Annotated in this window: 11 protein-coding genes and 3 pseudogenes; 6 read left to right on the plus strand and 8 right to left on the minus strand. The window is 63.7% G+C overall.

What is annotated here, in order from left to right; translation table 11 throughout:
- Positions 1-28: 28 nt before the first annotated feature.
- Both ACRHIG_RS17200 and ACRHIG_RS17205 read right to left on the minus strand, forming a co-directional pair.
- Positions 29-426 (minus strand): annotated as a pseudogene (locus tag ACRHIG_RS17200) (VOC family protein).
- A gap of 101 nt (positions 427-527) precedes the next feature.
- The gene (locus ACRHIG_RS17205) at positions 528-767 is read right to left on the minus strand and encodes a DUF2798 domain-containing protein (RefSeq protein WP_475414351.1); all 240 of its coding nucleotides are present in this window, start codon (positions 765-767) and stop codon (positions 528-530) included.
- Between the two features lie 111 nt (positions 768-878).
- Here ACRHIG_RS17205 and ACRHIG_RS17210 point away from each other — a divergent pair, with 111 nt between their 5' ends.
- Both ACRHIG_RS17210 and ACRHIG_RS17215 read left to right on the plus strand, forming a co-directional pair.
- Positions 879-1832, plus strand: coding sequence for a LysR family transcriptional regulator (locus ACRHIG_RS17210; protein ID WP_489627220.1), 954 nt, complete (start codon positions 879-881; stop codon positions 1830-1832).
- Between the two features lie 115 nt (positions 1833-1947).
- On the plus strand, positions 1948-2151 hold the full coding sequence (locus ACRHIG_RS17215; protein ID WP_475414353.1) for a hypothetical protein: 204 nt from the start codon (positions 1948-1950) through the stop codon (positions 2149-2151).
- 108 nt (positions 2152-2259) lie between these two features.
- Here ACRHIG_RS17215 and ACRHIG_RS17220 read toward each other — a convergent pair whose 3' ends face one another.
- Positions 2260-3960, minus strand: a complete 1701-nt coding sequence (locus ACRHIG_RS17220; protein ID WP_489627221.1) for an MFS transporter — start codon at positions 3958-3960, stop codon at positions 2260-2262.
- Between the two features lie 232 nt (positions 3961-4192).
- On the opposite strand from ACRHIG_RS17220, the gene ACRHIG_RS17225 reads away from it, so the two are divergent.
- From ACRHIG_RS17225 to ACRHIG_RS17240, 4 genes are all read left to right on the plus strand, one after another.
- Complete coding sequence (locus ACRHIG_RS17225; protein WP_475414355.1) at positions 4193-5371, plus strand: acetyl-CoA C-acyltransferase; 1179 nt, start codon at positions 4193-4195, stop codon at positions 5369-5371.
- Between the two features lie 126 nt (positions 5372-5497).
- Positions 5498-5800 (plus strand): Dabb family protein, encoded by a 303-nt coding sequence (locus tag ACRHIG_RS17230; RefSeq protein ID WP_475414356.1) that lies wholly within the window; start codon positions 5498-5500, stop codon positions 5798-5800.
- Between the two features lie 165 nt (positions 5801-5965).
- On the plus strand, positions 5966-6961 hold the full coding sequence (locus ACRHIG_RS17235) for an NADP-dependent oxidoreductase (protein WP_489627222.1): 996 nt from the start codon (positions 5966-5968) through the stop codon (positions 6959-6961).
- 60 nt (positions 6962-7021) lie between these two features.
- A complete protein-coding gene (locus tag ACRHIG_RS17240) occupies positions 7022-7447 on the plus strand; it encodes a GNAT family N-acetyltransferase (protein WP_475414358.1) in 426 nt (141 codons plus the stop codon).
- A gap of 119 nt (positions 7448-7566) precedes the next feature.
- Here ACRHIG_RS17240 and ACRHIG_RS17245 read toward each other — a convergent pair whose 3' ends face one another.
- From ACRHIG_RS17245 to xylB, 5 genes and pseudogenes are all read right to left on the minus strand, one after another.
- Positions 7567-8577, minus strand: coding sequence for an ABC transporter permease subunit (locus tag ACRHIG_RS17245; RefSeq protein WP_489627223.1), 1011 nt, complete (start codon positions 8575-8577; stop codon positions 7567-7569).
- Positions 8578-8750: 173 nt separating this feature from the next.
- Positions 8751-10248, minus strand: a pseudogene (locus ACRHIG_RS17250) (sugar ABC transporter ATP-binding protein).
- Between the two features lie 77 nt (positions 10249-10325).
- A complete protein-coding gene (locus ACRHIG_RS17255) occupies positions 10326-11261 on the minus strand; it encodes an ABC transporter substrate-binding protein (RefSeq protein ID WP_121669532.1) in 936 nt (311 codons plus the stop codon).
- 65 nt (positions 11262-11326) lie between these two features.
- Positions 11327-12277: a transaldolase gene (gene tal, locus ACRHIG_RS17260; protein WP_489627224.1), complete on the minus strand. Its 951-nt coding sequence runs from the start codon at positions 12275-12277 to the stop codon at positions 11327-11329.
- Positions 12278-12279: 2 nt separating this feature from the next.
- A pseudogene (gene xylB, locus ACRHIG_RS17265) lies at positions 12280-13763 on the minus strand (xylulokinase).
- Positions 13764-13769: the final 6 nt, after the last annotated feature.

Raw genomic sequence — 13769 nt, forward strand, 5'->3', positions numbered from 1 at the left:
GCCGAACAGAAGCGGATTTCCCCGCCTGTCAGCCGGCGTCGGCCTGGTGGCAGACGGCTTCGATGCGGTTGCCGTCCGGATCGAACAGAAAGGCCGCGTAATAGCTGGCGTGGTAGTGGCGCAGGCCGGGCGCGCCCAGGTCGATGCCGCCATGCGCCAGGCCCGCGTGCCAGAACGCTTCCACGGCCGCGCGCGAGGGGCCTTGAAGCAGCAGTGGCGGCGCGGCGCGTCGTCGGGGTGCGGGCCCAGGCGCACGGAAAAATAGCTGCGTTCGGGGTGCTCCGCATCGCTGCGCTGGCCATAGCCTATCCAGGCGTTGGCATGGTCGCTGCCCACCTTGGGCACGTCCAGCGCGGCGAAGATGGCGTCGTAGAAGCGCTCGGCGCGTTCCAGGTCGCTGACGGTGAGGGAGACGTGATCGAGCATGGGCACTCCGCTGTAAAAACAAGGACGGCCATAGCATAGCCCGGATCAGGGCGGCCGTGGGCGGGAGTGACCGAGTGACACCGGCGGCGGCCGACTGCCGGTTAAGGGCGGCTGGCGAGGCGCGCCACGATGCCGCGGCTCATCAGCTGCACGCGGGGCGCGAACAGCATCACGGCGCAGAAGGCCACGGGCCAGGCGGCCAGGAAGGCATGGCGCCAGCGGGGCAGGAAGTCCGCCTGCAGGCCGATATTGAGCCAGGTGACCCAGGCGCTCATCAGCAGGGTCATGACCAGCGACATCAGGAAGGCAAATACGCAGCGCAAACGCAGGGCATCGGACATGGGGCACTTTCGAAAAATGAAGGATATGGCAGCGTAACGACTTGCAGCAATCTATACTAGAGCCATATTTTTAATTTCAAATTCCGAAAATGCAATCATGCTTGACGAATCATGCTCGATGACCTAGCCCTGTTTGTCGCCATCGTGGAGGCGGGCAGCCTGCATGCGGCCGCCGTCAAGGAAGACTTGCCCGCCGCCACCGTCACGCGCCGGCTGCAGAAGCTGGAAAGCCAGCTGGGCTACCGTTTGCTGAACCGCAGCGCGCGCCGCCTGCAGCCGACGGCGGAAGGCTGGCAATACTACGAGCAGTGCCGTCCCCTGGTCCACGCCTTGCGGCAGGCGACGCAGCAGCTCGACGCCAGCCTGTCGGCCGTCTCGGGCAGCATCCGCGTGCTGGCGCCCGTCAACTTCGCCAGCGGCTTGCTGACGCCCGCCTGGGTCAGTTTCATGCAGAAATACCCGGACATCCGCCTGGAGCTGGAACTGTCGAACCTGCTGCAAGACCTGGTGGGCAGCGGCGCCGACCTGGCCATCCGCGTGGGCGCGCTCGACGATTCTTCGCTGATGCAGCGCCGTCTGGGCAGCGCCGCGCTGGTGATGGTGGCCGCGCCCGGCTACCTGGCGCGCGCCGGCGTGCCGCGCGACTTGCAGGAACTGGAAAAGCACGAGCTGATCGTGGCCGAACCGCTGCGCAGCTGGCGCTTGCGGCGGCCCGGCGACGGCGCCGAAATGCTGATCGAACCGCAGGCGCGCCTGCGCGTCAATGAAATGCGCCTGGCCGTGGAAATGGCCGACGCGGGCATCGGCATCCTGCTGTGCCCGCTTTTGCAGTGCCGCGACGAGGTGGCGCGCGGTTCGCTGGTGCGCGTGCTGCCCGACTGGATGCCGCAGCCGCGCCACGTCTATGCCGTGTGGACGCAGCGGCGCTACCTGCCGGCCCGCGTGCGCGTGCTGCTCGAGCACCTGGCGGCGTTTGCGGCGGGCAATCCGCTGTTGAATGAGGGTGCCGGTGCCGATGAGGTGGCTGCACTGGCGCGCGGCGCGCCGGGAATCCTTTCTATTTAGTAATACCGAGCGCTTGTACTTTTCGCCAGGATCGCGTTAAGATAAAGCTGCACGCTTATCCGGCGGGCAATCTGGTGTTTTTTCGCGCAATCCGTCCCTATCCATGAGAGTAGCAATGAAATATCTGATCGTTCCCTTCTTGCTGGCGATGACCGGCTGCGAAGTACTGTATGACGCGAACCGGGACAAGATCGGCGAGTACTGCAATAGCCTGAACAATTTCGACGACCGCAATGCCTGCCGCAAGCGCAACCAGACCAGCTACCAGGAATACGTGCAGCAGCGCGACCAGGTAAAAAAGGGCAAGAGCGACAAATAAGCCTGCCGCCGCCTGCGCCGCATACGCTGCTTAAAAACAAACGCCGCTGACCAGTCAGCGGCGTTTTGCTTTGCGGGCCCCGGCCTTGCGGCCAGGGCTTGCAACGGATCAATCGTCGGCGTAGATATTGTTGTCCTTGGTTTCCTTGACGAACAGGGTGCCGATCACGACAGTCGCCAGAGCGACGACGATCGGATACCACAGGCCGTAATAAATGTCGCCCTTGAAGGCTACCAGCGCGAAGGCCGTGGTCGGCAGCAAGCCGCCGAACCAGCCGTTACCGATGTGGTAGGGCAGGGACATCGAGGTGTAACGGATACGCGTCGGGAACATTTCCACCAGCATGGCGGCGATCGGACCATACACCATGGTGACGTACAGCACCAGGATGAACAGCAGCAAGACGACCATCGGCTTGTTGATCTGGTCCGGATCGGCTTTTGCAGGGTAGCCCGCTTCCTTGATGCCGGCGCCGATTTCCTTCTTCAGCGCTGCTTCATGGGCCTTGCTTTCCGCATCGAAGTTCAGGCCGTCGGCCGTCATGACGGCGTTAAACGACGTGAATTCCTTCGTGCCGATGCGTACCTTGGCGATTGAGCCGGCCGGTGCGTCTTCCTTCGTGTAGTTCACCGAGCTGTTCGACAGGAAGCCCGTGGCGATGTCGCACGACGATGGGAACTTCTTCGTGCCCGTCATGTTGAACTGGAAGTGGCAGGACGCGGGATCGGCGACCACCACCACTGGCGAGTTCTTCAGTGCAGCTTCCAGCTGCGGATTGGCGAAGTGGGTCAGGCCGTTGAAGATCGGGAAGTAGGTGGCCGCGGCGATCAGGCAGCCGCCGAGGATGATGTACTTGCGGCCGATGCGGTCGGACAGGCTGCCGAAGAACAGGAAGAACGGCGTAGCCAGCAGCAGGGCGATGGCGACGAGCACGTTGGCCGTGGCCAGGTCCACTTTCAGGGTCTGGATCATGAAGAACAGGGCATAGAACTGGCCCGTGTACCAGACGACGGCCTGGCCGGCGGTCAGGCCGATCAGGGCCAGGATGACGATCTTCAGGTTTTTCCACTTGCCGAACGCTTCCGTCAGCGGGGCTTTCGAAGTCTTGCCCTCGGCCTTCATCTTGGCAAACGCCGGCGACTCATTCATGGCCAGGCGGATCCACACGGAAATACCCAGCAGGATCACGGAGACCAGGAAGGGAATGCGCCAGCCCCAGGCCTCGAAATCCTTCTCGCCGGTCGCCAGGCGGGTGCCCAGGATGACCATCAGCGACAGGAAGAAGCCCAAGGTTGCCGTCGTTTGTATCCACGCCGTGAACGCGCCGCGCTTGCCTTCAGGGGCGTGCTCTGCCACGTAGGTGGCTGCGCCGCCGTATTCGCCGCCCAGCGCCAGGCCTTGCAGGATGCGCAGGATGACGAGGATGATCGGTGCGGCGATGCCGATGGACGCATGGCCCGGCAGCAAGCCGACGATGAAGGTGGAGCCGCCCATGATCAGAATCGTGATCAGGAAGGTGTACTTGCGGCCGATCATGTCGCCCAGGCGGCCGAAGACCAGCGCGCCGAACGGACGCACGATGAAGCCGGCGGCAAAGGCCAGCAGCGCGAAAATGAAGGTGGTGGTGGGGTCGCCGATGAAGAATTGCTTGGCGATGATGGATGCTAGCGAACCGTACAGGTAAAAATCGTACCATTCAAAAACGGTGCCCAAGGAGGACGCAAAGATGACCTTGCGTTCCTCGGGCGTGATCGGCGTACCCTTGGTGGAAATTTTCCGTACGTCGGCCGGGCCGGATGATGATGCCATGGTTTGTCTCCCTATGTTTTATAGTGAACTGGTGCCGAGGTCTTTTTGACCATTCTTGCAACAGCTTGGGGCGAGTGTGTTCTCCGAACCTTACGTCATGCTTGCTTGAAACTTACGCCAAGCTTACAAATTGCCGGCCATCCGAACTTTGCGAACGACCGTACTTAAATGTGCTATTCTGCTTACAAGCTACCATCATTGACCACATAACATTCCCACAAGGAGACACAGCATGAATGAAGCCGTCATCGTATCGACCGCCCGCACGGGCCTGGCCAAGTCCTGGAAGGGCGCGTTCAACATGACGCATGGCGCCACCCTGGGCGGCCATGTGCTGGCGGCCGCCGTCGAGCGCGCGCGCATCGAGGCGGAGGAAGTGGAAGACGTGCTGGTCGGCTGCGCCTTCCCCGAAGGCGCCACGGGCGGCAATATCGCGCGCCAGGTGGCCTTGCGCGGCGGTTGCCCCGTCACCACGGCGGGCATGACCGTCAACCGCTTCTGTTCCTCGGGCTTGCAGGCCATCGCCCTGGCGGCGCAGCGCATCATCGCTGGCGAAGGCGATATCTATGCGGCGGGCGGGGTGGAGTCGATTTCCTGCGTGCAAAATGAAATGAATACGCATATGTACCGCGAGGTCTGGCTGCAGCAGCACAAGCCGGAAGTGTACTGGCCCATGCTGCAGACGGCGGAAACCGTGGCCAAGCGCTACCAGATCTCGCGCGAACGCCAGGATGTGTATGGCGCGCAAAGCCAGCAGCGCGCCGCCGCGGCCCAGGCCGCCGGCCTGTTCGATGCGGAAATCGTGCCGATGACCACCATCATGGGCGTGGCCGACAAGGCCAGCGGCATGCTGGTGTCGCGCGAAGTGACGATTTCCAGCGACGAAGGCATCCGCGCGGACACGACCTACGACGGCGTGGCGAAGATCCGCCCGGCCATTCCGGGCGGCGTCATCAGCGCCGGCAACGCCAGCCAGTTCTCCGACGGCGCGGCTATGGCCATCGTCATGAACGCGAAGGTGGCCGAAGCGAAAGGCTTGCAGCCGCTGGGCATCTTCCGCGGCTTTGCCGTGGCCGGCTGCGAACCCGATGAAATGGGCATCGGCCCCGTGTTTGCCATTCCGAAACTGCTGAAAAAGGCGGGCTTGACGGTGGCCGACATCGGCCTGTGGGAACTCAATGAAGCGTTCGCCGTGCAAGTGCTGTATTGCGCCGACACCCTGGGCATCCCCATGGACCGCCTGAACGTGAACGGCGGCGCGATTGCCGTCGGCCACCCGTACGGCGTGTCGGGCGCGCGTCTGACGGGCCACGCCTTGATCGAAGGCAAGCGCCGCGGCGTCAAATATGTGGTGGTAACCATGTGCATCGGCGGCGGCCAGGGCGCGGCCGGTCTGTTCGAAGTGCTGTGATGTAGATACAACCCAGTCCGCGGGCGGCTTCCAGGGCCGCCCGTTTTCTTTTGCAGCTCACTTTCTGCAAGGCACGCCGATAGCGGTTACAGTAATGCTTCATTAATAAACAACCAGCCTGCCACCATGATCAAGCACATCGTTTTCTGGAAACTCAAAGACCACGCCGAAGGCGCCGACCGCGCCACGAATGCCCTGAAACTGAAAGCCCTGCTCGATTCCTGTTCGGATCTGGTGCCCGGCATCGTGACATTCGAGGCCGCCGTGGCCCAGCCGGGCCTGGAAGCCACCTACGACATCGTGCTGTACAGCGAGTTTGCCAGCCGCGCAGCGCTCGATGCCTACCAGAACCATCCCGAGCACGTGAAGATCAAGCCGTTTTTTGGGGCAGTGCGGGAAGCCAGACAATGTATGGACTACGAAGTGTAGTGACACCGAACCAAACCTACTGCGCGTCGGTATAGGTGGCCTGCGATGCTCACCGTACTTCAGTACGGTTGCGCTTCTCGGCCACCTCTCCCTTCCGCTCGCTACGGTTTTGTTCGGTGTCGTGAATATCAATGTTAGCCATCAACTTTATTGACAGGAGCCTTCATGACCACCTACCAACGCATCGTCCTCGCCTCGCGCCCCACGGGAGAAGTGCAGCCGGATAACTTCCGCCTGGAAACCAAGGAAATTCCCGCCATCACGGATGGCCAGTTGCTGGTGCGCAACCAGTTCCTGTCGCTCGATCCCTACATGCGCGGGCGCATGAGCACGAATAAAAGCTATGCGGCGCCGCAAGCGCTCGATGAAACCATGATAGGCGGCACGGTGGGCGTGGTGCTGGAATCGAGGCATCCGAAGTTCGCCGCAGGCGACATGGTGGTGGGGACACTGGGCTGGACGGAAGTGGCCGTATCGGACGGCACCATGCTGCGCAAGGTCGATACGACGCACATCCCCGCGTCCGCCTACCTGGGCGCCGTCGGCATGCCGGGCATGACGGCCTGGTATGGCTTGAACGAAATCATGGCGCCGAAAGCGGGCGAAACGGTGGTCGTGTCGGCCGCCAGCGGCGCCGTCGGCAGCGTCGTGGGCCAGCTGGCGAAACTCAAGGGTTGCAGGGTCGTCGGCATCGCGGGCGGGGCGGAGAAATGCGCGTATGTCGTCGATGAGCTGGGTTTCGATGCCTGCGTCGACTACAAGGCGGGCAATCTGGCGGCCGACCTGGCGGCGGCCACGCCGGACGGCATCGATGCCATCTTTGAAAACGTGGGCGGCGCCGTGTTCGACGCGGCCCTGGCCCGCACCAACGCGTTTGGCCGCGTGGCCGTGTGCGGCTGGATCGCCGGTTACAACGGCGAGCCGACGCCGCTCGACAATGCGCGCTTCATCCTCACCAACCGCCTGACCGTGCGCGGCTTCATCGTTTCCGAGCAGCCGGAATTCTGGCCGCAGGGCCTGGCGGAACTGGGTACCCTGGTGGCGACGGGCAAGCTGAAATTCCGCGAATCCGTGGCCGAAGGCCTGGCCAGCGCGCCCGAAGCCTTCATCGGCCTGCTGAAAGGCCGCAACTTCGGCAAGCAGCTGGTCAAGCTCGGCTGATCTCTGTCTGGAAAGGCGGGCCGTGCGACAATAACGGCCTGTCTCTTTCTTCATTACACCATGACCAAGCACACCATCCGCCTCGGCGACTGGGCCACCCTCGGCCCCCATGCCACCGCCATCCGTTTTGAAGTCTTCGTCGATGAACAGAAAGTGCCGGCCGAGATCGAACTCGACGACATGGACGCCGTCTGCCTGCACGCCGTCGCCTATGACGACGCGGGCAACGCCGTCGGCACGGGCCGGCTATTGCCGGACGGCCACATCGGCCGCATGGCCGTGCGCCAGGCGGGCCGCGGCACGGGCGTGGGCGGCGCCATTTTGACCTTGCTGATGGACAAGGCGCGCGAACGCGGCGACCTGGCGGTGGTGCTGAACGCGCAAACCGTGGCCGCGCCATTTTATGCGCGCCACGGTTTCGTGCAGCAGGGGGAGGTATTTGAAGAGGCGGGGATTGCGCATGTGGAGATGCGGCTGGCGTTTTAAACGGTGCTCAGGTGTTGTCGGATTACGGCTCTTCGTTCCTGATCCGACCTACGCCGGCCTGTGGCGGCTATGGCAGGTCGGGTTAGCGCAAAGCGCGTAACCCGACACCACCAGCAGCATCAGTTCTGCGCGTGGCTCTGACGCCATTTGTCCAGGATCACGGCCAGCACGATCACGACACCCTTGGCCACATATTGCCAGAACGACGACAATCCGAGGATCGTCAAGCCGTTGTTCATCACGCCGATGATCAGGGCGCCAATGACGGTGCCCCACACGGAACCGACGCCGCCCATCAGGCTCGTGCCGCCGAGCACGACGGCCGCGATGGCGTCGAGTTCATAACCGGTACCCCAGTTGCCGTTGGCCGCGTACAGGCGGCTGGCCGACATGGCGCCGCCCAGGCCCGCGAACAGGCCGCTGATGGTGTAGACAAACATCAGCACGAGACCGACCTTGATGCCCGTCAAACGTGCCGCCTGGATATTGCCGCCCACGGCGTAGATATGCAGGCCCAGGGTGGTCTTGCGCAGAATAAACCAGGTCAGCAAGACGACGGCGGCGGCCAGCCAGATCAGCCAGGGCACGGCCAGGAAGCTGCCGTTGCCCATCCATTCAAAGCTGGGGATTTCCGTGTTCAGCACGCTGGTGCCGTCGGCCAGCAGATAGGCCGCGCCGCGCAGGGCCGTCATGGTACCCAGGGTCACGACGAACGGGTTCAGGCCGACGAGGGCGACCAGCACGCCGTTCAGCGCGCCCAGCAGCAGGCCGACGATCAGAAACGCGGGAATCGAAAAGCCGGCGAACTGGGCCGACAAGGACATCAGCATGCCTGCCACGGCCGAGACGGCCAGCACGGAGCCGACCGATAAATCGATGCCGCTGGTCAGGATGACGAAGGTCATGCCCGACGCCAGCACGATATTGATCGATACCTGGCGGAAGATGTTCATGGTGTTGTTGCTGGTCATGAAGGTCGACGTGCCGTCGGCCGAGAAATACACGGTCAGGCCGTACATGGCCAGGTACAGCACGACCAGCACGGGCAGCATGCCCAGGCGGCGCATCAGGTTCGAGGCATTGAAGGGTTCGCTGGCGCGCGCCGCGCCGCGGGTGGTACTCGTTGTCATGGTCTATCTCCTGAATGATTATTTAAGGCGTATTCTTAAAACGCCTAACAAAACCGTAGCGAGCGGAAGTGGGTTGTGGTTGAGACGCGGAACTGTGCGAAGCACGGGGACGCCGAGTCAGTGAGCATCGGAAACCGCGACCCGCGACGCGCAGTAGGTTTTGATAGGTGTTTTTATGCCGCTTCCAGCTGCGTAGCGTAAGCGAGGATGTTTTCCTGCGTGATGTCGTCGCCCGTCACTTCGCCCGTCAGGCGTCCTTCGCACATCACCATCACGCGGTCGCAGATGCCGACCAGCTCGGCCAGTTCGCTGGAAATGCACAGCACGGCCGTGCCCGCGTCCGCCAGCTGGTGGATGATCTTGTAGATTTCGCTCTTCGCGCCCACGTCCACGCCCCGCGTCGGTTCGTCGAGGATGAGGACCTTGGGCGCGATGGCCAGCCAGCGCGCCAGCAAGACTTTCTGCTGGTTGCCGCCGGACAACCCCCACGATACCTTCCGGGCCCGAGACCTTGACGTTCAGGTTGGCAATCGACTCGCGCGTGAGCTGGGTCAGGGCGCCACGGTTGACCACGCCCGCCGTCGCATGCTTGGACAGGATATTCATCGACATGTTTTCCATGGCCGATAATTGCATGAACAAGCCCAGGCTCTTGCGGTCTTCCGGCAAATAGCCGATGCCATGGCGGATGGCCGCCAGCGGCCGCTGGATGTGCACTTCCTGGCCGTCGAGCCACACTTGCCCCGATTGCTTCCTGTCGGCGCCAAAGATCAGGCGCGCCAGTTCCGTGCGGCCCGCGCCGACGAGGCCGGCAAGTCCCGTCACTTCGCCCGCATGCAGGGCGAACGAGGCGGGCTTGACCTTTCCACCGCCCACGTTTTCCACGCGCAAACGCTCGGCGCCCCGCGTGCTGCGGCGCTGGTGCGAATAGAAGTCGTCGGCGGGGCGGCCCACCATCATTTGCACGACTTTCTTTTGATCCAGCTCATCCTTGCCCAGCTCGCCCACATAGGCGCCGTCGCGCAGCACCGTGATGCGGCGCGCCAGACGTTCCACCTCGGCCATGCGGTGGCTGATGTAGAGCACGGCCAAGCCCTTGTCGCGCTGTTCTTCGATGATGCGGAACAATTGTTCGGTTTCCCGGTCGGACAGGGCGGCAGTGGGCTCGTCCATGATCAGGATGCGGCTTTCGTGCACGAGGGCGCGGGCGATTTCCACCTGCTGCTGCTCGGCGATCGACAGGCTCGATACCATGGTGTCCGCATCGAAACGGGAACCGAGGTCGGCCAGGATGGCGTTCGTGCGCGCGCGCATCTCGCCGCCCTTGACGGTCCAGAACGGTCCTTGCGGTTCGCTGCCCATGAAGACGTTCTGCGCCACCGTCATGTTCTTGGCCACGCTCAGTTCCTGGTAGATCAGATTGATGCCCAGCGCGCGGGCCTCGCCCGGGTTGCGGATGCGAATTGGCTTGCCGTCGAGAATGATTTCACCGGCGTCCGGCGTGTACACGCCCGACAGGATTTTCATCAGGGTGCTCTTGCCGGCGCCGTTTTCGCCCATCACGGCATGGATTTCGCCGCTACGCACCGTCAGGTGCACGCCGCGCAGCGCGCGCGTGGCGCCGAAGCGCTTCTCGATGCCGCGCATTTCAAAAATAATATCGTCGCTCATGACTGTCCTTCCTTGCTGGTGAAACTGGCGCCGCCCGCGAACTGGCCGGCGGCGCCACGTGGTTCAGGTCAGGCAGATCAGTTCTTTACCCAGCCGGTGTAGGTGGCGACGTTTTCCTTGGTGATGGCCGGGGTCGGCAACAGCACCATGGTCTGTTTCGGCGTACGGCCGTTCATGATGTCGTAGCCCATCTGCACGGCATCGGTGGCCATGCGGTACGGGTTTTGCGCCGAGGTGGCGGCAAACAGGCCGGCCTTGTTTTTCAGGGCGTTCTGGCCATCGGGCGCGCCATCGACGGCCGTGATCAGTTTCACGTCCGTGCGCTTCGATTGCTTGATCGCCAGTTCGGCGCCGATGCCGGTCGGATCGTTGATGGCGAACACGCCGTCGATCTTCGGATGGGCCGTCAGCAGGTTCGACATCACGGTCATGCCGCCGTCGCGGCTGCCGCCCGCGTTCTGGTTGTCGGACAGGATCTTGATATCCTTGAAGGCGGCCAGGGTCTTCTTGCAGCCATTCACGCGGTCGATCACGGAGGTGACGGGCGGCCCGTTGAGGATCACCACATTGCCCTTGCCGCCGATCTGCTTGGCCAGGTAGGCGCACGAGACGTCGCCGGCCATGGTGTTGTCGGACATCACGGTGGCCGAAGCGCCGACGGCGCCTACGTCGACGGCGATCACGACCACGCCCGCATTGCGCGCCTTCTTGATGGCCGGGGCGATGCCCTTCGAGTCGACGGCGTTCAGGATGATGATGTCGGTCTTGTTGGCGATGAAGTTCTCGATCTGGTCGACCTGGGTGTTCAGGTCATACTTGCTGGAAACAGTCGTGACTTTCACGCCGGGGCCGCCCAGCTTTTTCGCGCTTTCTTCCGCGCCGCGGCCAATTGCCACGAAGAATGGGTTGGCCAAGTCGCCCACGCTCACGCCGATCGATTTCAGCGGTTTGTCGGCGGCGAAGGCGCCGCAGGCGGCGGACAGCAGCAGGGTGGCGGTAATGACTTTTTTCATGAGGATCTCCAAGGGTTTTTATTGTAAAAACAAACGGTGCTACGGGTAAAAAACTGGGTGCAAACTTATTGGCTGCGCAATTTCTCGATCATGGCATCGAGCTTGCCCGCATCGACGGCAAAGCCGCGGATGCCTTCGGCCAGCTTCTCGGTGGCCATCGCATCGTCGTTCAGGGCGTAGCGGAAGGCGGCTTCGTCATACGTGACGGCCGGCTGCGCCGCGCCCAGGTCGCCGCCCAGCGCGCGCTCGAACGGGGCGTCAAGCGCTTCCAGTTTCGCCAGCAGATCCGGGCTGATGGTCAGCAAGTCGCAGCCGGACAGGGCCGTGATCTGCCCCACATTGCGGAAGCTGGCGCCCATCACTTGCGTGGCGATGCCATGTTGCTTGTAGTAATTAAAGATGCGCGTGACCGATTGCACGCCCGGATCGTTGGACAGGCTGCGCGCCGCTTCGTCCCATGCCGCGCCCAGCGATTTTTTATGCCAGTCGTAGATGCGGCCCACGAACGGCGAAATCAGGCGCACCTTCGCGTCGGCGCAGGCGACGGCCTGGCAAAATGCGAACAGCAGGGTCAGGTTGCAAAAGATGCCGTCTTTTTCCAGCTCGCGCGCGGCCTGGATGCCTTCCCAGGTGGCGGCGACCTTGATCAGCACGCGCTCGCGGCCAATGCCGGCTTGCTCGTACAGCGCGATCAGGCGGCGTCCGCGGGCCACGGTGGCGTCGCGGTCAAAGCTCAAACGGGCATCGACTTCCGTCGACACGCGGCCCGGCACCACTTTCAGGATTTCCAGGCCAAAACGCACCAGCACCTGGTCGACGATATCGTCCAGCGACGCGGTTTTGTGCGCGGCAACCGTGCTTTCCAGCAAGGGCGCGTAATCGGGCTGCAGCACGGCCTTCAAGATCAGCGACGGGTTGGTGGTGGCGTCTTGCGGCGCGAAACGGGCCAGTTGCAAAAAGTCGCCCGTGTCGGCGACGACGGTGCTGGTTTGCTTCAATTGTTGCAGCTGATTCATTGCTATTCCTTATCACTGAGTTGGTGCAGGGCTTGCACGGCGGGAAACAGGCTACGGTAGCGGCCGTAGCGGATGCTCAAGGCTGCGCTGTGCGCGGCATCGGGCAGGAAAGTATTTTTGATGGGCAAGCCCTGCGTCAGCAGGCTGGTGTCGCCGATGGCGGCAAAGCCCAGCTTGGCCGCGCCGAGGCTGGCCGACAGTTCGCTGTTGTGCAAGGTGCGCATGTCGCGTCCCAGCACATTGGCCAGCAGCTGCGCCCAGTACTGGCTGCGCGCGCCGCCGCCCACCAGCATGCAGTGGGGCACCACGGCGCCCGTCGAGGTGACGGCGGCCATGGCGTCGCGCAAGGCAAACGCCACGCCTTCGAGCACGGCGTAGCCGAGCTGCGCCGGCGTGCTGTCGTGGCCCAGCTGCAGGAAGGCGCCGCGCACTTGCGGGTCGTTGTGCGGCGTGCGCTCGCCCGACAGGTAGGGCAGGAATAGGGGGCGGATGGCGCGATGGGCGCGTCGAGCGGCAGGGCGCTTTCCACCAGGGCCAGCAGGGCTGCCTCGTCGGGCTGGCCCAGCACGCCAGTGGCCCAGCGCAGGCAGCTGGCGCCCGACAGGATCGCGCCCATCGCATACCAGCGGCCGGGCAGGGCGTGGCAAAAGCTGTGCACGCCGCCGGCCGGGTTGCCCATCGGCGCTTCGGTGACGGACACGATGGCGGCGCTGGTGCCCAGCGAAATGAAACTGTCGCCGCCGTTGACGGCGCCGATGCCCACGGCCGAGACGGGGTTGTCGCCGCCGCCGCCCGCCACCACCACGTCCATGGACAAACCCAGCTGGTCGGCGACATCGGCCGGCACGGTACCCGTGGCCGCGTCGCCTTCGGCCAGCGCCGGCATCTGTTCCGCGCGCAAACCGCAGGCGGCCAGCATGGGCGCGAACCAGGCGCGAGCGGCCTCGTCCAGCCACAGGGTGCCGGCCGCGTCGGACATGTCCGTCAGCTTGATCCCCGTCAAGCGCAGGCGCAGATAGTCTTTCGGCGACAGCAGGCAGGCGATGGCGGCAAAGGCGGCCGGCTCATGTTTTTGCAGCCACAGCAGTTTTGGCGCCGTCAGGCCCGCCATGGGCAGGCTGCCCGTCACGTCCGCGTAGGCGGGATAGTCGCGCGCCAGGCTGGCCGCTTCGGCTTCGGCGCGCGCATCGTTCCACAGGATGGCGGGGCGGATCACGTTATCGTGACTATCGAGCAGCACGGCGCCATGCATCTGGCCGGACAGGCCGATGCAGGCGATCTGCGCATAGTCCTGCGGCCAGCCGGCGCGCAGTTGGGCCAGTGCGTTGACGCAGGCGGCCCACCAGTCCTGCGGCGACTGTTCGGACCAGCCCGGATGCGGGCGGCTGGTATCGATGCGCACGGAGGCCTGGCCGCGCACGGCGCCGGTGCCGTCCATCAGCACGGTTTTCAGTTCGGAGGTACCGAGGTCGATACCGAGGGAAATCGCTGG

The organism is Janthinobacterium sp. C22 (genome assembly GCF_057919405.1).